Source organism: Flavobacterium sp. KH_035 (genome assembly GCF_057839565.1).
Map to the genome: position 1 here is coordinate 5,266,781 of NZ_CM174492.1, position 20,977 is coordinate 5,287,757.

General features: G+C 33.3%; 17 protein-coding genes. 11 read left to right on the forward strand and 6 right to left on the reverse strand.

Annotated features, from left to right (window positions below; all coding sequences use genetic code 11):
- Window positions 1-30: 30 nt before the first annotated feature.
- From AC3IS6_RS21230 to AC3IS6_RS21245, 4 genes are all read right to left on the reverse strand, one after another.
- The gene (locus AC3IS6_RS21230) at window positions 31-1,230 is read right to left on the reverse strand and encodes a GIY-YIG nuclease family protein (RefSeq protein ID WP_489162306.1); all 1,200 of its coding nucleotides are present in this window, start codon (window positions 1,228-1,230) and stop codon (window positions 31-33) included.
- Window positions 1,223-3,157, reverse strand: coding sequence for a DEAD/DEAH box helicase (locus tag AC3IS6_RS21235; RefSeq protein WP_489162308.1), 1,935 nt, complete (start codon window positions 3,155-3,157; stop codon window positions 1,223-1,225). The genes AC3IS6_RS21230 and AC3IS6_RS21235 overlap by 8 nt, the downstream gene beginning before the upstream one ends.
- A gap of 2 nt (window positions 3,158-3,159) precedes the next feature.
- Complete coding sequence (locus tag AC3IS6_RS21240; RefSeq protein ID WP_489162310.1) at window positions 3,160-5,859, reverse strand: class I SAM-dependent DNA methyltransferase; 2,700 nt, start codon at window positions 5,857-5,859, stop codon at window positions 3,160-3,162.
- Window positions 5,860-6,071: 212 nt separating this feature from the next.
- A complete protein-coding gene (locus AC3IS6_RS21245) occupies window positions 6,072-7,673 on the reverse strand; it encodes a Na+/H+ antiporter (RefSeq protein WP_489162312.1) in 1,602 nt (533 codons plus the stop codon).
- 338 nt (window positions 7,674-8,011) lie between these two features.
- Here AC3IS6_RS21245 and AC3IS6_RS21250 point away from each other — a divergent pair, with 338 nt between their 5' ends.
- The gene (locus AC3IS6_RS21250; protein WP_489162314.1) at window positions 8,012-10,360 is read left to right on the forward strand and encodes a mechanosensitive ion channel family protein; all 2,349 of its coding nucleotides are present in this window, start codon (window positions 8,012-8,014) and stop codon (window positions 10,358-10,360) included.
- Window positions 10,361-10,456: 96 nt separating this feature from the next.
- Here AC3IS6_RS21250 and AC3IS6_RS21255 read toward each other — a convergent pair whose 3' ends face one another.
- A complete protein-coding gene (locus AC3IS6_RS21255; RefSeq protein ID WP_489162316.1) occupies window positions 10,457-11,458 on the reverse strand; it encodes a hypothetical protein in 1,002 nt (333 codons plus the stop codon).
- Between the two features lie 357 nt (window positions 11,459-11,815).
- On the opposite strand from AC3IS6_RS21255, the gene AC3IS6_RS21260 reads away from it, so the two are divergent.
- The 8 genes from AC3IS6_RS21260 to AC3IS6_RS21295 all read left to right on the forward strand — a co-directional run bounded on the left by AC3IS6_RS21260 (window position 11,816) and on the right by AC3IS6_RS21295 (window position 17,685).
- The gene (locus AC3IS6_RS21260) at window positions 11,816-11,992 is read left to right on the forward strand and encodes a hypothetical protein (protein WP_489162318.1); all 177 of its coding nucleotides are present in this window, start codon (window positions 11,816-11,818) and stop codon (window positions 11,990-11,992) included.
- A 290-nt stretch (window positions 11,993-12,282) separates the two neighbouring features.
- The gene (locus AC3IS6_RS21265) at window positions 12,283-13,749 is read left to right on the forward strand and encodes an ATP-binding protein (protein WP_489162320.1); all 1,467 of its coding nucleotides are present in this window, start codon (window positions 12,283-12,285) and stop codon (window positions 13,747-13,749) included.
- 7 nt (window positions 13,750-13,756) lie between these two features.
- The gene (locus tag AC3IS6_RS21270; RefSeq protein WP_173966421.1) at window positions 13,757-14,425 is read left to right on the forward strand and encodes a response regulator transcription factor; all 669 of its coding nucleotides are present in this window, start codon (window positions 13,757-13,759) and stop codon (window positions 14,423-14,425) included.
- 204 nt (window positions 14,426-14,629) lie between these two features.
- Window positions 14,630-15,232: a PH domain-containing protein gene (locus tag AC3IS6_RS21275; protein ID WP_173966420.1), complete on the forward strand. Its 603-nt coding sequence runs from the start codon at window positions 14,630-14,632 to the stop codon at window positions 15,230-15,232.
- 3 nt (window positions 15,233-15,235) lie between these two features.
- Window positions 15,236-15,445: a TM2 domain-containing protein gene (locus AC3IS6_RS21280; protein WP_489162322.1), complete on the forward strand. Its 210-nt coding sequence runs from the start codon at window positions 15,236-15,238 to the stop codon at window positions 15,443-15,445.
- Between the two features lie 21 nt (window positions 15,446-15,466).
- The gene (locus tag AC3IS6_RS21285) at window positions 15,467-15,889 is read left to right on the forward strand and encodes a hypothetical protein (protein ID WP_489162324.1); all 423 of its coding nucleotides are present in this window, start codon (window positions 15,467-15,469) and stop codon (window positions 15,887-15,889) included.
- A 24-nt stretch (window positions 15,890-15,913) separates the two neighbouring features.
- Window positions 15,914-16,117, forward strand: coding sequence for a hypothetical protein (locus tag AC3IS6_RS21290; protein ID WP_281920991.1), 204 nt, complete (start codon window positions 15,914-15,916; stop codon window positions 16,115-16,117).
- A 215-nt stretch (window positions 16,118-16,332) separates the two neighbouring features.
- Window positions 16,333-17,685, forward strand: a complete 1,353-nt coding sequence (locus AC3IS6_RS21295) for a GH1 family beta-glucosidase (RefSeq protein WP_489162327.1) — start codon at window positions 16,333-16,335, stop codon at window positions 17,683-17,685.
- 312 nt (window positions 17,686-17,997) lie between these two features.
- Here the strand turns inward: AC3IS6_RS21295 and AC3IS6_RS21300 are convergent, their stop codons facing one another.
- Entirely contained in the window at window positions 17,998-18,615 is a 618-nt protein-coding gene (locus tag AC3IS6_RS21300; protein WP_489162329.1) for a hypothetical protein, read from the reverse strand.
- A gap of 332 nt (window positions 18,616-18,947) precedes the next feature.
- Here AC3IS6_RS21300 and AC3IS6_RS21305 point away from each other — a divergent pair, with 332 nt between their 5' ends.
- Together AC3IS6_RS21305 and AC3IS6_RS21310 are read left to right on the forward strand one after the other, a co-directional pair.
- A complete protein-coding gene (locus AC3IS6_RS21305) occupies window positions 18,948-19,130 on the forward strand; it encodes a hypothetical protein (protein WP_263361669.1) in 183 nt (60 codons plus the stop codon).
- Between the two features lie 56 nt (window positions 19,131-19,186).
- Complete coding sequence (locus tag AC3IS6_RS21310; protein ID WP_489162332.1) at window positions 19,187-20,896, forward strand: tetratricopeptide repeat-containing sensor histidine kinase; 1,710 nt, start codon at window positions 19,187-19,189, stop codon at window positions 20,894-20,896.
- Window positions 20,897-20,977: the final 81 nt, after the last annotated feature.

A 20,977-nucleotide genomic window follows, 5' to 3' on the forward strand; every position in this document is an offset into this window, starting at 1 on the left:
TTTTAAAAAAATCTAATAATGGTATTGGTTTTATTTATTAATAATTGCTTTGTTTAAAGGGTCATATTTGAAATTCACAATAGTTTCGTCCAAGATTAAATCAATCACTTTATCAATTATTGTAAATGGCACAACAAACCACTCTCTCGGAGTAATTCTTCTTCCTTTATCATCATGAATATCTACATTCAAACAAACGTCAGCAAAAAACCGATGTAATAGTTGCTCAAATTTCTGTGGATTTACGTTGTAACATTTATATGTTGAAACAATATCAACGTCAGCAAGTAAATATGTAGGTTCTTTAATTGCATTTTTAATTCTTTCTCTTACATCAACTTTAGAAAAACCAATTTTAAATAAATCTTTAATTTCAGAAATTGCTTTGTTACTTGATTTTGATTTTAAAACATAAATCCAACCAGTTTCTAAATCTCCCTCATTTACCAGATTAGCATTTTTAAACAGTTCATTTTCTGAATCTGAATCAGTATCAGAAACTATTCTTCCGTTATTATAAAGTGATTTTGCTAATGAACGATAATACATATTACTAACTGTTCCATTTTCAAAAATGATTCGGGTACGACCATCTTTTCTAATTCGGTCTTTAATTAACCTGTCCTCAATTCCATCATCTTCTAAAAACAGTAAAATCCCATCTAAGATATAATATTTGCCTTTTTCAAGATTTTGCTCTACATCTTTGAATGCGGATAATTTTCTTTTTCCTTGTCTTAATTCTTTATGAACTTCTTTAAACTTATGTTCATAAGGCGCAAAGTCTTTGTCTTTCATAGCTTTTCTTCTAGCTACGAAGTCAGCTTCTTCCCTATCTTTTGAACTTGGAACATTTTTAAGTTTAAATATTTCTAATGTATCATCAGTATCTAATAAACCAAATTCATCATCATTTAAAATATCATCAATTGAATTAATTTCAACTATTACATTACCTAATAAATCATAGGTATCGTATAGTTTTAGTATTTGTGATTTTTTATTGTTTTTTCTTATTTCTTTCAATACAACTCCTAAATTTCTTTCTGAAATAACAAAAACATCTGCTTTCGGTTCTCTTTTGTTCTTTTCAAAAAAGGCATTAATTTCTTGAAACGAATCAATCAATCGTTCATCCTCTGATTTTATGTTTGAAACTTTAGCTTTTGATTCTAATAGTCCAAATTCATCATCGTTAAAAATATCGTCTAATGTTAACTTTTTAGCCATTAGCTTTCTTCTTTCTTAATTGTTCTCTTAAATATATTACAGCTTCAGCCATTCTTTTTTCTTGAGGGTCAAATGACTGAATACTTGGTTCTGCACCTGTCCTAGCTCTCCAATTTTTAATTTTTGGCCACAAAACAACAGCTTCTTCTTCGGTCATTTCAATTCTTGTAGCGTCAATCGTTTCTTGAATCGCTTTGAAAACTGATGCTGTTACTGATTTTGATAAAATTTCAAATGCTTTTTGGAAAGGATTTATTTTGTCAATTAAATCAATATCAATATCATCAATATTTACAAAACTATCAGCCATTCTTATAAAACGTTTGTCTCCTTGCGTTTCAATAGTGCTATTTTTAATAACTGAATCAACTACAACATACTGTCTTACTTCTTCAACTTGTTCTTCAGTTAAATCTGGATAAGTTTCTCGAATAATTTTGGGAATTAAAATGGTATTAATGACTTCTGGGTCAACATTGCCAGGAAGAGCTTTAATCATTTTATCATCTTGAAGAATCTTAGCTTTCAAATCGTTAATATCTGATTCCACAATGTCTTGTACTCTTTGCGATGTTGGTGTTTTAAAGCCTTTTATTCTTATAGTATCATCATCGTCTTCTTCTGATTCTTCTTCATCGGGAAATTTTGGTTTGAATTTGAAATTTGGCGCTAAAACTTGCTCCATCAATAATGAGGCAGTAATAGCTTTCAGCATATTATTAACCGATAATTTAACTTCTCCATCTTCCGCATCTGGTTGTGCAATAAGATTGGTAAATTGTGCATGTGTTTTGTTGTCACTATCTCTAGTGCATCGTCCTATAATTTGTATAATCTCTGTCAATGAGCCTCTGTAGCCTACTGTCAATGCATGTTCACAAAATGGCCAGTCAAAACCTTCCTTGGCCATACCTAATGCAACGATAATATCTACATCATCTGCATTATTAGAAACTCTCAAATAATCTTGAATTTTATCTCTTTCTTTTTGATTATCATTAACTAAATCTGCAATTTTTAATAATATACCCGATTTTCTACTACGAACATATAATAATCCTGTATTTGAATCTTGATACTCTAAATCTCCAATACTATCAATGATTCTATTTACTTCTTCATATTTATCCTTTGTAGACTCACCAGCATTTACACTTGGAATATGTACAATCGTTTTTTTTGTTTCATCTAATATTTCATCAATTGCAGAAGTGTATTTTCCTTGATAAAAATGATAACCAATACCCAATGATTTTAAATGCTCATATCCATTTAATTGTTCATAATAATTATAAGTCACTTTGGTGAATTGAGCTTCTAATTCAGGTAATAATACAGGAACACTATCACCACGAAAATAAGAACCTGTCATTGCAACAATGTGGGCTTTGGATTTTGCCATAATAGAGCGTAGTACTTCTCCCAAACGATTGTTGCCATCTGCTGAAACGTGATGAAATTCGTCGATTGCTATTACTGTATTATCGAAAATCTTTTCATCTATTCCCTCACAAGCAAAACGCAATGTTGCGTGTGTACAAATTAATATTTTTTCTTCGCTACTAAGAAAATTGTTAAATGCTTTTACTTTACTGCCTTCTCCTCCTGGAGTACATAGATTATAAATATCATTTGGTTCCCAATTGGTAAAGAAACCTTCTTTCATTAAATCAGTTCTTAAAAATGAACTACCTATAGAACGCTCTGGAACAGCAACAATTACTTTTTGTATGCCTTGATTTACTAACTTATCTAAACCAATAAACATTAATGCTCGTGATTTTCCTGATGCGGGTGGTGCTTTAATTAATAGATGTTGTGCAGTACGAGCTTCAAAAGCTCGTTCTTGCATTTCTCTCATACCAAAATCATTGGTTTTCTTACTTTTACCAGTTTGGTTGTAGTTTACATGAACTATATTTGGCATAATTAATTTACTTTCTTGATTTTCTTTTCTTTTACAAACAAACTGTTTTTAGCATTCATTTCTTCATACATTTTGAACAGGTATTCTAATCGTTCGGTATCACTTTCAAATGGTTTTAACCGATAACATCTTTCTACAGCAAGGTCTAGTTGATAATGCGCTTCTTTTAATCCAGTTGGCATTTTATCTGGGTCATATAATTGAGCTAGTGTTTTTTCAGAATATTTGGCTCTTTCGTCTAAAACTTCAAAAACATGCAAATTGATTTGTTCTTTTTGTTTGTCTGAAATGGTTGGGAAAGGAAATGTATTGTAACATAATTGTGATGAATATCTGTAGTCTGTTTTTAATCTTCCACCAACAGATTGTACCCAAACCATATGAATTTTAGAAGTAATAACACCAAAAATCCAAGCTTCCGCATTAAAAATAACACTTGCGGCATCTGATACAATTGTACTTCCATCTAAAAATCCCATAGGAATATATTCTCTTCTTTCTGATGATGTTCTTGGAATAATAATTGAATTAGAATTATTATTATGCGCAGAATAATAAAATTTATACGGTAATTTAGCCATTTCTCTTGTACTTGATTCAGTACTTTTTTCTCTAAATTGTCTAACTAAGTCAAATCTTTTTTCAATAGGAGGTATTGAGTTTGCATAAATAAACATTTCGTCTGTAACATATAAACACCATCTTTCCAAACCTCTAATAAACTCAGCAGAACCTAACAGTCTTTTAAATAATTTTTCTGCATCTGGATATACTTTTAATAGTTCAACTTTTTCAACTGTTGAAAAAATTAAATGTCCATTATCCACAATTTTACTTCCATAACTCATAACAGGAATATTGGATAATGGCTTAGTTCTTTTGTTTAGCACAACACTACTTCCTGATGTTAAATAAGGATTAATATTGTTTACTATTTCAAATGAATTTTCTTTAAAAATTTTCTTTTGAGAATTAGATTTTTCTTTAAGACCAATAATTGTGCAATAAACCCCTGCATTTCCTTTTGCATTATTTGTCCATTTGAATGATTGATAAGCAAAAAATATTTCTATTTCTTTTGATAAAATATATGGCCAAAGTAGAGAAACTTGTTCGCCTTGACAAATTGAATTTGTCGTCACAAATGCAAAACTTACATTATAATTTTGGGAATAATTAGCACTTTTAATGAACCAGCAAGCTATATAGTCTAAATCTTTATATGACTTAAAGCCATTACAAACTATTGCTAAATCTTCTTTTTGCTCCTTGTTTTGAAGAAAAGAACCTAGATATGGCGGATTTCCTAAGATATACACTTCATCATTCAAACCAATTGGGCATGCTACTTTCCAATCAATTCTAGTTGCGTTACCTTGAGTAATGTGACCAGCTTCTTTTAAAGGTAAAATAGGCTTTGCTCTACCATAATCGTGTAATTCGTCAACAAAAACTCTGTTCATTTGATGTTCAGCCAGCCAAAGTGATAAAATGGCCATTTCATGTGCAAAATCATCTAACTCAATGCCATAAAATTGTGATAATTTTATCTCAGTAAAAACAATAGAAACCTGACTTTCACTATTGTAAATGTCTTGTAAAATTTCAATTTCTAGTTTCCGTAATTCTTTGTAAGCTATAATTAAGAAATTACCACTACCACAAGCAGGGTCAAAACATTTTATTTTTGAAATTCTATAAATTAATTTTCTTAATTGATTAGGCTTCCCTTTGCTTTTTTCAAATTCTTCACGGAGTTCATTTAAAAACAATGGTTCAATTAATTTCATGATATTTGGCACAGATGTATAATGCATTCCTAAACCACTACGATATGCAGGATTTACTACTGCCTGAATCATAGACCCAAATATATCTGGATTGATTTCAGACCAATCTAATTCACCACATTCCAAAATTATCTTTCTTGCTTTAGATGAAAATTTTGGAGAAACGATAGAACTTCCAAATAAACCTCCATTAACATAAGGAAATACTTGCAAGTAAGTAGGCTCATTGCTATTATTTTCAGTATTTAAAACTTTGAATAATCTATCCAAAAATAAGTTTACATCACTTCCATCAGGTTTGGTATGTTGCCCTAATGTGTTTGTAAAAATACCTTCTTCATTAAAAATACCTGTATCTTCTGCGAAAAAACAAAACAACAATCTTGACAAAAAGATGTTTAAATTATGGCCACCGTCGTCGTAAATATTTGGGTTTTCGTGCACCAAAATATCATACAGTTTGGCCATTTCGTAAGAAGCCTTCCTATCAGCGTGGTTTTCATTTTTAGATTGGTACTTTTCTTGTCCTGCCCAAGGTAAAAAGAAATCAAATCTTTTATTAATTTCAGTAATGGGAGTATCGAGCGTTAGACCTGTTCTAATATCTTTTGCTAAGAGAGTAATATAATCAGTGACAATTACAAAACGAGGATTATGTTTTAAATCTTCTTCATTTTTAGTTAAATCATCAATAGTGGTTAGTAATTTATCAGAAGCAACTTCTTTAAAGAAAACTTTCTTTTTATACAAAACTTCTCCTTCAATTTTTGATAAATTGAAATCACCTTTCTTTAAACGAGTTATTGAAGTTTTGGAAATCCCGTAAGCAATTAATAAATCAAAAATAAAATTTTCATTATTTATTGATTTTACTAATTCATCTACATTTTTTTCGATTTGAGATGCGTTCATTTTTGAGGAAAGATTTATTTATCAAAAATAGCTAATAATTTTTCTAAACGAAATTATATTTATAGATTAAGAATTATGAACACCTTTTTTTTAAAACAAAGCCTCTAAACTATTTTATTATGTTTTAATCAATTTTTTTTTCTACGGAGGACACTAAAAATAGCGTTAAAAATTTACAATAAATAAAAATAGATAGTTTTTTAAGTTACAAATCACTCCTCATACATCTCCATCCACAATCTCGTCTCCTCCAAATCAAGTTCCTTTTCAATTTTCCTAAAAATCTCTTCGTGAACAGAGCCTGTTTTGTGCATGAGCTCCAGTTTGGCGCGTTCTACGTTTAGAAGGTCGATCTGGAGTTTGGTAAAATCGTTGAAGATCTCCCCTCCCAATACATTTCCTTTTCCGAAGAAATTAGCCGGGAGTTCGGTTTTCTGGAGGCGGTTGAATTTAACTTCATATTTGCTTTTGATGTTGTGCAGTAAATCATCGTTAAGCAAAGAAAAATTATCTTCGATATGGGTAATGGTTTGCGAAACGATAGTATTTCGGATCTCGTATTCTTCAGCAAGAATCGAATAGGGCTGCACTTTTAATTTTTTAATCAGCCACGGCAGAGTGAGTCCCTGAATAACCAAAGTCGAAAGTATCACACAAAAAACCAGGTAAATGATGAGGTTTCGCAAAGGGAATTCGGTTGTTTTGTTCATCATTAACGGTAAGGCCAGCGCGGCCGCCATGGATACTACCCCACGCATTCCCGACCAGCCGAAAATAATCATATTGCGATAATCAAATTCTTCTTTGAGACGAATTCTTTTACTAAGCATTCTAGGAAGCAAGGTTGCCGGAACCACCCATAAAAACCGCACCAAAATCACCACTACACTTATCGAAGCACCCCAAACAAACAAGGACCAACCGGAATAATCCCCAATTCCGGCAATAATTTGTCGCAGCTGAAGTCCGATTAAAATAAAAATCAAACCGTTTAAAATGTTAGTCAAAACACTCCAGATCGTTCCGGCCATAATTCGGCTTTCATGCGTAAAAATAGTTCCGGATCGGGCTGACAAATAAAGTCCGGTGGACACAACCGCCAAAACTCCCGAACATTCAAAATGCTCTGCGATTAAATAAGAGGCAAAAGGCGTTAGCAAAGTCAAAGTGGCTTCGATCACCTCATCGCAAACAAATCTCCTGTGAATATAACACATGATATACCCCACAGCCAAACCAATTGCAATTCCCGCTACAGACATTACAACAAAGTTTAACCCCGCCTGCCAAAGCACAAAGTTACCGGCCGTAATTGCGGTTAATGCATATTTATACGCTACCAGACCGCTGGCGTCATTCACCAGACTTTCGCCTTCAAGAATGGAGATTAATCTGGGATGCAAACCCAATCCTTTGGTAATCGAAGTCGCAGAAACCGCATCCGGAGGCGAGACTATCGCTCCTAATAGAAAAGCCAAAGGCCAGGAAATATCATCAATAAGCAGGTGTGCTGCAATCGCTACTGCCACTGTGGTAAACAACACCAAACCTACAGCTGCCAAAGTAATAGGCCGGATGGTTTGTTTAAAATCGGACCAGCTTGTGTACCAGGCAGCGTGATATAAAAGCGGTGGCAAAAAGATAATAAAAACTACCTCAGGACTTAAAGCAATTACCGGAAGTCCTGGAACAATACTAATCACCACACCACAAAGCACCAGTACAATGGGAATTGGAAAATTGTATTTTTTACTAACGAGGCTCAAAAAAGCGACTCCAAATAGTAACATGATGATTACTGTAATATTTTCCATTTTCGAATTGTTTCGGTATTTCGGTTATAACACTACGAATATACTATTTTTAGGACTTTAGTTAGAATTATGTTTCTAGGGGTTCCTTTTTAGCCACGGATTACATGGATTAAAAAGATTCTTTTCACACATGTCTAAAAACTAGGTATCATCAATATTAAAATACTTTTTATACAAAATTTAAAATCCAAATAATCGTTTTAATCTGTGGCAAAAACAATTGCACGTGGTACATAAAATCAAATGAGTTCAAGCTCATTTAACCAAATTTTATTGCATCCGACCTTATAAATACTTTAAAAAAAATTACATTTGAACCTTAATTCATATCCCAAATTATGATCCTGAAAAGAAATTTTATCGGTGTACTCGCCTTACTGGCTGTCTTATTTTATGCACCGATTGCCTATTCTCAAACGACTCCTCCAAAAACAGAAACCAAACCAAAACTATTTGAGGAAACCACTACAGATAGTGATTATCTAATGGCCATCGAAAAAGCCGGAGAAGTTTTGGAATCTGCTCATAACGATACTGAATTTGATGGAAATAGTCATCGTTTGTTCGGTGAAATCAAAGGAACGCAAAGTAAACTTGATCTAATTCTGGCCAGCTTAAAAGGAGCAAATCCGAATGTACGCAACCAGCAAATGTATCGCATTGTACTCAAAGAAATTGAACTGGAACTTGACGAACAAAATACAGCAATCAATTCCCGTAATCTGGCACTTGAAAAAATCAAAAATAGGGTAATTGATTTGCGTAAGGACAAAACCCTGATGGGACTTTTGAAAGATACCGTTCGCCGTAAGCAATTTAAACAGGAATTTGCAAATCTGAAAAAAAGATACCTGAGTACAGATAGTCTGATGACCAAAAACCAAAGTATCTTAAACCATAATAAAAAATTAACTGTTGAAAGAAAAATTGCGGTCTCTAATGCCTTAATTACGGTAGAAAGCAAACTGGAAAAATCCGGAATCAGTATGCTCAAAAAAGAATATCCTGTTTTATGGAGTACCAGTGATTCTACAGCCAAAAAAATAGTAGGCAAAAACATTAAAGCCAAAATAATAATTGAAGAAAACGTTGCGGAATATTACTTGAGTTACAGAGCGGGTGGCTTAATCACATTGCTTTTGTTGATGGGAATATTGGGTTGGTACATTTCCCGCAATTTAAAATACCTCAACAGTAATGCACATGCCGAAAACCTGTCTCAGCTTAACTTCAAATACATCAATAGAGGTGTTGTTATTCCGGTCGCTGTCATTGGTCTTAACATTGCTGTAGTTAGCAATTTATATGCTCCGGCCCTGTTTATTGAATCGATTCAGCTGGTTCTTCTCGGACTACTTACAGTACTTTTTAAAAACAAATGGTCGGCCGTTGCCATGCGTAACTGGTTACTTCTTTTGGTATTGTTTTTTATGCTGTGTTTCTTAGACTTGTTTATCCCTGTTGGATTTATGCAGCGTTGTGCCTTTATTGTAATCAACCTCTTCGGAATCCGCTATGGTTTCGTACAGATTAAAACATTAAAAGATCAGTTGTACATCAAAGGCTTTTTTAAATGGGCCACCATCATTTTTATTGGTTTAAATGCTTTATCCATTTTCGATAATGTTCTCGGAAGGGTTTCGCTTGCCAATATGTTAAGTCTTACCGCTTTTATATCGCTAACACAGATCGTGGCATTGAGTGTACTTTTAAAAATTGTACTCGAAATTATTCTTTTACAAATTTACACCACCCGCATTAAACGTGGTATCGAGAAAATCTTTGACCACGAAAGCTTATCTGATACACTAAAAAGACCATTCATCATCGTCATCAGTTATATGTGGATTGTGGTCATTGCAGCCAATTTAAACATTTGGGAATCACTGCGCACCGGTTTGGGTTCGCTACTAAGTCACCCAAATACCATTGGAAGCATCACTTTTACGTTGGGTAATATTGTCTTATTTTTTATCATCATTTGGGTCGCACATTTATTACAAAATTATGTCGCTTATTTCTTTGGTGAAATTGACGATGAAAACGAAGAAACCATCAATAAAAGACAACATTCTAAATTACTGATTACAAGACTTGTTGTTTTAATCAGTGGTTATCTTTTGGCCGTAGCAGCTTCGGGAATGCCTCTGGACAAACTGAGCATTCTACTGGGAGCCTTGGGTGTTGGTGTGGGTCTTGGACTTCAGAATGTCGTTAATAATTTCGTCTCGGGTATCATCCTGATTTTTGACAAACCAATTCAGATTGGAGATGTAATCGACATTAGTTCCGAATCTGGCCGAGTAAAATCGATGGGATTGCGTACCACCAAAATCAACTCTTCAAACGGTGCCGAAATCATTATTCCGAATGGTAATTTATTATCCCAAAATATTACGAACTGGACGTATACCGACAATTTTAAACTCGTTGAAATTACTGCCGAAGTTACAGGTGATGTTATGCCGGAAGCAATCAATGCGATTATTCTGGAATCGCTTGAAAGTATGGCATTGGTCAATACAACCAAAGTTCCGCAAATTTATTACAGCGCCATTTCTGATGGAAAATTCAAATTGCAAATAAAATTCTGGTGCAGCATTTACCGTACCGAAGAAACGATTAGCAGTGCCAGACAGGTTCTTTTCAGTAACTTCAAAACAAAGGGACTGACACTATCCACCTAAATATTCGACATTCTAAATCCAAAAGGAATAAAAAGCGGAAATGACTTTATTAAAAGTTATTTCCGCTTTTTTTATTTAATCTTCTAATGAACTCATTTATCTCTTTACATATTTATTCAGGATGTAATGTGTTACAGGTCTCAACGGACTATTATTTTCCGGATGTCTTCCATGCGCATCAAAAAAGTCAATTCCATTTGCTGTCTTAGCATACCATACAATTGCTACTCCGTTTTTATCAAAATAAGTTGTCGTATCACAAACCTTAATCTTTTTAAGATGGACAAGCGTTGGGTCTATTATCTCAATATTAGAAGACTTCGCAAAACCTTCTATTTTCAAATTACAATCTACCATTTCATAATGGTCACCTGACCACTGCATGCATTCCTTATCTTGAAAAGCATAATAAGTACTTACACTTATTAAACACAAAAGACCAATAAATCCCATAATGGTAAAATGCATTTTTGTTGGAAATTTAGTCCCAGTATTCTTTTTAACATTTAGATCTACGAGTGAATTGATTTGTGGTTTTATAACTTCAATACCACTTACTTCTTCTCTTCCACTTATTTTTTCTCTTTCTTTTCTCTTTAGAAAATTTTCCAAGATTCCAGGGTTCGCACTTTGTTCCTTTTGGAGATTCAATACTTCTATTTTTTCTTCATCTTCAATTGGATCTTCAACCTCAATTGGGTCTTCATTATCAATCGGACCTTCCTCTTCAAATAACTCCTGAATTCTAAATTTAGTAAAAGGCCTTGCCTTAAAATCAACCAGGATTGCAGCCATATTTATTGCTTCCAAATTTGCGGGATCTGTTTTTCCTTTAAAAAAATTTTCAATTGGTCTGAATTTATCGATTTGCTCCTCAAACCTATTCTTTTTATTCACGTCAAAAGCTAGTCCCAATAAAGAGCTAAAAACATTTAAATCATCCTGATTTCTGTTTTGCTGCTGAAATAACTCCCAACACAAATTACGCAGTTTTGCTCTGGTAGGACCACTCAAATAAACAAAATGGTCGCCGTTTTTTTCTATCTCATATTTCTTTTTAACAGCTTTTTTATAATCTTCAAAAGTATTGTTTGGCATAGGTTTTTAGGATTTTTAAGGATTTGTCAATTGGATTTTCAAGGACTTTTACGGAATTATCAGGACTTCAAAAAATACATCGGAATTCCCGGAATTCCGTATCAATACAGGCTTACAAGGGTCGTTACTTTGCCTTCAGAATTAGTTAACGTTTTGATCTGCAGGTCAAAAACAAAAGTACAAAACTAGTTCAATTAAAAAGTGCGGAAAACCGTAAAACGGAATTTATCCGGGAAGTATAAATGAAAATTTTACTGTCTACGCACTTCACTTCCCAACAAAATTGGCATGGCCATAAAAAGATTCAGAAGAGTTCTGAACAGGGCATGCTACATCTAATTTTTAAATCTAAATATCATGAAAAATTTATATTTGATGGGAGCAATTGTGCTTCTTAGTACCACTTTATTTTCTTGCACTGCTGACGATTACGATACGGCAAAAACGAATGAGAAACCTGCAATACCTGCATATGCTGACGGTCCCGGTGATGGAACTGTTCCGCCACCTCCACCACCTCCAGCGGGTAAATAAATAAAGTAATAATATATAAATAATTACTAATTTCGGGGAAAGTAAGTTTTATGCTACGATCCCCGTTTTTTTGTTTTATAATTTTCCTTTTTCTCTTTTCTTGTAAAGAAAAGAAAACGATATCTATTGACATAAAGCCGAATAAAAAAGAAGCTATTAGTTTCCGACAAAAAGGAATAGAAAACTTTGAAAAGAAAAGCTTTAACGTTTCTTTCTACAATTTTAATAAAGCAAAAATAGCATACGAGACTTTAAAAGACAGCGCTAATATTATTTTTTGCCTTACCAAAATGGCTTCTATACAGCAAATCAATGGTGATTATTATGGAAGCAAAGAAACACTTACTGAAACATTACCCTATATTAAAAAGAGAGATATTTATACTGTTTCTATAAATACTTTTTTTGGTATTGCAGACAAGGAACTTTCACTTTATAATGATGCTATTTATTATTACAAAGAAGCAATGAAAGATTGTACAGATTCGATAACAAGGCAAATACCTTTGAGCAATATTGCTGTTGTGTACATTCAGCAAAAAAAATATGATGATGCAATTACTATTTTAGAATCTATTCTTAACAAAGTACGAAATACAAAAAATACAATATTAAGCAAAGCAAGAATTAAAGATAATCTGGGTTTTGCGTATTTTAAAAAAGGTTTAAATGACAAAGGTCTTTCCTTAATGAATGAAGGACTCGAAATGAGAAAGCAGGATAATGATACTTATGGAAGTATTGAAAGTAATCTTCACTTGGCCGAATTTTATTCAAAGTCAAATTCCCTAAAATCAAACCAATATGCTCAGGCAGCCTATCAGCTTGCTACACATTTCAATAGTGTTGACGAACGTTTAAGGGCTTTGTCCTTTTTAATTTCTAATGATTCAGGAATTAAAAACGTGCAGTATGCTCAAAAGTTCATTTTCATAAACGACAGTATTATTAAAATCCGAAACAACTTTAAAAATAAATTTGCCAAAATAAAGTACGACTCCAAAAAAGAAAAAGACGAAAATCAAAAACTTCGTTTAGAAAGAGCCGAGAACTTATTGTCAATTCAGGAAGCCAAATACCAAAGGTTGTTTTTTATCCTTGGAATTGCTGTTTTGATCCTTTCCTTACTGTATTTGAGAAAATTTTATCAAAACAGAAACCGAATCGGAAAATTAACAGCGGCATACGATACCGAAACCCGAATTGCCAAAGACATTCACGATGAATTGGCAAATGATGTTTTTAACACCATCACCTTTACCCAAACACAGCCTTTGGAAAGTACCAATGTAAAAGACAGTTTAATTCAAAAACTGGATCATATTTACAACAGGGTTCGCAGAATCTCAAGAGAAAATAATGAAATCGATACTAAAGCAAATTATGCCGTCAACTTAAAAGAAATGCTTTCGACTTATAACAGTCCTAATACAAACGTCATTATTAATAATATCGAAAAAGCAACCTGGGACCTCATCGACGACGTTAAAAAGGTTGCTGTATATCGCGTTCTACAGGAATTAATGGTGAATATGAAAAAACACAGCCAGGCATCGATAGTGGTTCTAAAATTTGAAAATGCGACTAACAAAATACTTATCGACTACACCGATAACGGAAAAGGCTGTCAAAAAGATAAAATTATTAAAAATGGTCTTCAAAATATGGAAAACCGTATTCGGGCCATAAAAGGAACTATTACTTTTGACACTGAACCCAATAAAGGTTTTAAAGTAAAAATAACACTGCCTAAATAAGAACTCTATGTTTAAAAAAGTAATAGTTGCCGAAGACCTTGATACGATGAATTTAGGAATCGAACAAGTCTTAAAGGATTTGAATATTATCAATTTTCAACAATCAAAATATTGTGATGAAGCCTTTCTCAAAATACGCAAAGCAATTCAGGATAATGAACCTTATGATTTGTTAATTAGTGACCTTTCCTTCAAAACAGATCACCGCGAAGTAAAAATTGTTAATGGTGATGAACTGGTTCAAAAAGTGCGTGAATTACAACCCAACATTAAAATCATTGCTTATTCGGTTGAAGATAAAAACTACCGGATTAAATCTCTTTTTGACAATGCAAAAGTGGATGCTTTTGTATCAAAAGGTCTCAATAGCATTGAAGAACTAAAAAAAGCGATTAACATTATCTCGACTTCAGATCAAAAGTTTATTTCACCCGAAGTCGCCTCTGCACTTCAGGAAAAAAGCAATTTCGAAATCGATGATTTAGACATACTCATCTTAAAACATCTGTCACTGGGATCACCTCAGGACGATATCATAGAAACCTTCAAAGAGATGGGCGTAAAACCCAACAGTAAAAGTGCAATCGAAAAAAGAATCTCTAAACTAAAAGACTTTTTTAAGGCAAACAATACGATTCATTTGGTTACGATTACCAAAGACATGGGAATTATCTAGAAGTCCCTTGTATTTCATTATAAATTTTAAAAGCTCCTTCGGGGGCTTTTTTTATGGTCCAATTATAAATTTTCCAGATTATGGATTTCCGTAAAATACTGGTTCTTAATGAACCTACATTTGATAAAAATAAAAGAATGATTCGTTCAGATCAGCTATTATTAGAATTACCCGAACGCAAATAATAATTTAAAAAAAACAATTATGATAAACGATTTAAAAAAATTCTTAAACGAAGAACAAGACCCAAAAGCAGTTGAAAAACTATTAACCAAAGTCAATGGATTACTCACATCAGGTGAACAAGTAGAATACATAGCAGTACAAAAAAAACCGGCCTTAAATTTATCACCCGACTGTATTGCCCTAACGAACAAGAGAATAATCTTCTGTAGGCCGAAAAATTTAGGTTTGTCAATGGATTTTCAGGATTATGCCTGGAAAGATATTTTAGATTGTCACATGAAGGAAGGAATTATGGGTGCAACTTTTACGATGAAGACGACCACAGGAAAAATGAACATGCTTGATTATTTACCAAAGTCACAGGCTAGAAAATTGTATCAATTTGCTCAGGAAAAAGAAGAAGAAATGATTGTTTACAGACGCGAACACGATCTTGAAAACAAGAGAGCGATTGCCGGAGGAGGAATAACTGTAAATACCGGGACATTAGCTCCTCAAAGTACAGAGCAAAAAGAAGATCCTATTGAAACACTTAACAAACTCAAAAAATTACTGGAAGGGGAAATCATTTCGCAAATAGAATTTGACTCAAAAAAAACAGAAATATTATCTAAAATGTAAATTATGAAAAATAAACTAACTGCAACAATTTTAACTTTCTTTCTTGGAGGATTTGGAATTCACAAATTCTATTTAGGAAAATCAACACAAGGAATAATGTATATCTTATTTTGCTGGACATTAATCCCCTCGATACTGGCTTTCTTCGAATTTTTCGGATTGTTGTTTATGTCGGATCATTCCTTTAATGTGAAGTACAATAATGGATTCTAGCTTTTAAACACATTAAAAAATATGCTTAATAATTATAGAATCTTCTATAAAATCTCATTCCTGTTTCTAACACTAGGAATGAGCTCCTGCCATAAAAAATTACCTCCTCAAAAAATAAACACTTTTTATCAGGAGGTAATTACTCCGGCAGATCGCCAGACTATTAATCCCGAAGAAGCCAAAACCTACCACGTAGACACTGAATATCAATATAAATACCGAACAGGTACTTCAGGAAATTATGAATACAACTATAACGTAAAAGGGGTTGATGTTAAGGGAGATTCTGTTTTTGGAAACATCAATGTAAAAGGAAAATATGGCGCAGGAATCTTAAAGTTTGATACTATTCCTGATCTCGAAATTAAAACAGAATGGATAGAACATGGAAAACTAAATGCGAAAGATTTAAAAGGTAATACTTATCAACTAGTCGTTCAGTAGCCAATTTCCCAAAAACCTATTCTTATGAAATACACTTTACTTTTTATATTTTTAACCTCTTTTCATTCATTTGAAGCCAAAGTATTTATCTGTGGTCCAACAGGGGCTAAAAAATACCATTACAATGAAAATTGCCGTGGTCTTTCTTCCTGCCGTAATGAAGTTACTAAGGTATCCGTTAAGCACGCACAAGGTCTTGGACTTAGCCTTTGCGGTTGGGAAGATTAATCTTTTTAGCGCAAACCAAAATATTTTAATCATTTGATAACAACCACTTTACATTTAATTCACATTAGTTTTATTAATTTGAATAAAACTAAATATTATGAAATTCTTTAATCTAAATTTTCTGGTTTCATTCAAAGAATGGCTTTTTTTAAGAGCAATGCAATCTTCTTTCCTTCATTAATAAATTACAATTTAAAAAAGGAAAGTACAATTGAATGAATAAAGTTGAGACCTCATTTTTGCACAAAAACCAGTTTGGAGATGATTTCTTGTGGGGTGTTTCAACCGCCGCTTTCCAAATTGAAGGCGCTCCTGATTCCGATGGCAAAGGACGTTCTATTTGGGATGTTTTTACTTCTCAAAAAGGAAAAATAAAAAGCGGACACCACGCCTTAACCGCTTGCGATTTTTACAATTCTTACCAGAGTGATATCGACTTAATCCGCGAATTAAATATTCCGAATTTTCGATTTTCGATCAGCTGGCCTCGAATTATGCCTACTGGAGTTCTTCCAGTAAATGAGGCAGGGATAGCCTATTACAACAAAATTATTGATTCGCTGCTCTCTGCCGGAATAGAACCCTGGATTACACTTTATCACTGGGATTTACCTCATGAATTAGAAATAAAAGGTGGCTGGACGAATCGCGAATCTGTTAATTGGTTTTCAGCGTACGTTGAAGTTTGTGTACAAAACTTTGGTGATCGTGTTAAAAACTGGATGGTAATCAATGAACCTTCGGTTTTTACAGGGGCAGGATATTTTCTGGGCATTCATGCTCCGGGAAAAAAAGGCATTACCAATTACCTGAAAGCCATGCATCATGTAACTTTAGCTACAACTGCAGGTGCCAAAATAATACGAAACCACATACCGGACGCACATATTGGAACCACATTTTCCTGTACACACATTGAGCCGGCAACACAATCTTCAAAAGACGTCGAAGCGGCAAAAAGAGTAGACACGCTATTAAACAGAACTTTTATTGAACCTATTTTAGGATTAGGCTACCCTCAGGCCGATCTTCCGGTATTAAAGAAACTAAATGCCTATATCATAGAAGATGATCTCAACAATTTGTCTTTTGACTTTGATTTTATAGGTCTGCAATGTTATACCCGTGAGGTTGTAAAATCATCTTTGCTCATTCCTTATATTGGTGCCGAACTGATCAGTGCCGAAAAAAGAAATGTCATTTCAACCGACATGGGATGGGAAGTTTACCCTCCTGCTCTTTATGAGGTCCTGAAAAAATTTAACGCCTACAAAGGCATCAAAAAGATCATTATTACCGAAAATGGTGCTGCCTTTCCGGATACACTAAAAAATGGAAAGGTATACGACATCAAACGCACACATTACATTCAGGATCATTTAGAACAAATACTGAAAGCCAAAAAAGACGGTCTTAACGTTGACGGCTATTTTGTCTGGACGCTTACTGATAATTTTGAATGGGCTGAAGGTTACAACGCCCGCTTTGGACTAATACATGTCGATTTCGACACACAGCAAAGAACCATCAAGCATTCAGGATTATGGTTTAAAGATTTTTTGTCTTAGAATTACTTTTTGAAAAAGTAATTCTAGACATTCCAGTTACCCGAAAAAAATAGATTTTATTGGCATACAAATTAGGATTATAGGGCAACAAAACTCCAAAAAAAAACACCAGTTTAACAGTAAAAAAACACCTATTTTCCTTGTATTCATTAGGTTTACTGGTTATTTTTTCTTATCTTTATAGTATAAATAACAGTAAATATATGCCGAAAAACACACTATCTAAACGCCCAAATTATTCCTCAAAAAATTATTCTTTTACTCTCTTCACGCATTTTATTTTTCAAAATGCTTATCAACTTCATTTAGCGACTATTCCGTTTGATCTTTTTTCCGCACAAAGTATAATCGTGCAGAAGACACAAAAGCGACCGCCCCAACTGTAGCCGTAATTATTTTTCTTAGATAGATTTTCTTCACTATTTTTTTAGAGAGTACGTACTTAAAATTATAGAAACGATTTCCCTTTTCAGGATAACTTTCCACAAAACTACTCTCTTCGATGGTTTCTATCTGAGTAGCTGCATTCATTTCGACAACACTTACCATGTGTTTGACCTCATTGATTCTGCACTTTTCATTAAACTTTTTAAAAGGGCGTGGCTGGAAATCAACGATAACAGCTGCAAGATTTATTGCATCAATATTCGATGGATCAGTTTCGCCTTTAAAGAAAGTTTCGATCGGTCTGAACTTGTCTTTTTGTTCATTATACTTATTCTTTCTCGTATGGTCAAAATCCAAACACAATAAGTTTCTAAAAACATTTAAATCATCCTGAGTCGGGTTATTTTCATAAATAATCCAGCACAAGTCGCGGAGTTTTCCACGAGAGGGGTTGTACAAATAATCAAAGTATTCTCCTTCTTTCTCAATCTCATATTTACTCTTAATCGCTTTTTTAAATTCTTCTAAAGTCTGGCTATGCATGTTATTTTTTTAGGATTTTTCGGGATTTCTTGGGAATCTCAGGAAAACGTGGGAATTCTGGGAATCCCCTATCAACAAAGGCTTAAAAGCGTCTTTACTTTGCCATAGAAATTAGTTCAAGTTTTATCTGCAGATTAAAACAAAAATATAAAACTAGTTCAAATTAACAGTGTAAAAAAACAGTAAGACCGAGTTTATTCGGGAAGTGTAAATAACGTCTTACAGTTCTGCACATTGTACTTCCCAAAAAAACCAAATTGGTATTGCCCTAACCAACCTCCGGATCAATTCCGGTCAGCAATACCCATGTCTAATTTCTAAATCTAAATAAAATGAAAAAGCTAATAATTTTTATCGCTTTCACGATACTATTCACTATGTTCTCCTGTACACCAGATGAATACGAAACTCAAACCAAACAGGAAACAAAGAAAACTATTGATCCGGCAAAACCAGCTTTTGCTGATGGACCTGGTGATGGTGGTAACACACCTCCACCTCCGCCAGATAAATAATAAAAATATATTTTAGTATCTAAATTAATTACTAATTTCGGGGAAAGTAAATTTATATGTTACGGTCCCCGTTTTTTTATTTTATTCTCCTTCTTTTTCTATTTTCTTGCAAAAAAAAAGAGGCCTTAAAAACAAATACAGAAGCTATCCGAAAAGAAGCGCTTAGTTTACGAAACAAAGCAATTGAAATTCATGATAAACAAAACTTTAATACTGCTTTTGACCAATTTTATAAATCAAAACAACTTTATGAAACTATAAAAGACAGTGCCAATATCGGTTACATACTTATTGTAATGGGATCTATCCAGCAAGTTAATGGGGATTACTACGGTAGTAAGGAAACAGTTACTGAAGCTTTATCCTATGTAAAAAAAAATAGTGTTTATACTGCTGAAATAAATAATAGATTAGGGATTGCTGACAAAGAACTTTCTCTTTATAATGACGCCATTTTTTATTACAAAGAAGCTGTAAAAGATTATTCAGATCCTGCAGATAAGTTAACTCCCTTAAGTAATATTGCCCCTGTATATATCCAACAAAAAAAATATGACAAAGCTATTGCAATTTTAGAATCAATCTTAAACACTAAAATACTAGACAACAAGACATTATCAAACAAAAAAGCGAGAAATCAAGATAATTTGGGTTATGCTTATTTCAAAAAAGGAATAGATGAAAAAGGTTTCTATTTAATGATTAAAGCGCTCAACACCAGAAATGAAATTAAAGATGCTTATGGCAGTATTGAAAGTTACCTACACCTTGCCGATTACTATGCTAAAAAAGACATCCTGGAATCAAACAAAAATGCTCTTACAGCTTATAACATTGCCACAAAACTAAACAGTGTAGACGAAAGATTAGAGGCACTCCAAATTTTAATTTCGAATGATCACGGTCCTCAAACCAGCAAATACGTACAAAAATATTTCACTTTAAATGACAGCATTATTAAGGTTAGAAACAACTTTAAAAATAAGTTTGCCAAGATTAAATACGATGCTAAAAAAGAAAAGGATGAAAACGCCAAACTTCGTTTAGAAAAAGCCGAAACTCAATTATCCCTTCAAAAAGCCAAATATCTGCGAATTGTATTCGCCATAGTTTTTGTTTTCTTAGTCATTCTAATTATAATTGTAGTACGTTACTATAAAAATAAAAACAGAGCAATCGAATTTAAAACTTCCTATATCACCGAAGCCCGAATCGCTAAAAAAATCCACGATGAACTGGCAAATGACGTATTTCACGTGATTGCTTTTGCCGAGTCCCAGTCCCTATCTAAAGAAAGTACCAAGGAGAATCTGCTCCAGAAATTGGATGATATTTATGGCCGTGTAAGAGGAATTTCGAGAGAAAATAATAAGATTGATACGGGTGTCAATTTTACCCACAGTATCAAAGAAATGCTTTCGACTTACAATACCAACGACAGAAATATCATTGTAACCAACCTAGAAACTATCAACTGGGAAGACATTAACGATACCAAAAAAATTACCATCAGCAGGATTTTACAGGAATTAATGGTAAACATGAAGAAACACAGCCAGGCTAGTATTGTTGGAATAAAGTTTGAAAATAATGAGAAATCAATCTCAATACGCTATACTGATAACGGCAAGGGTTTTGAAAAAGCCACTACGGCAAAAAATGGTCTCCAAAACATGGAACACCGCATTCAGGCTGTTAAAGGAACTATTGATTTTGAGACAGAACCGGATAAAGGATTTAAAGCAAACCTATCCATACCGAAGTAAACATAAATTAAAGTTTAACATTGTAATTGCAATCACTTGATTTCTGGTGAAGTCAAAATAAAAAACCTTTCAAGATTACTC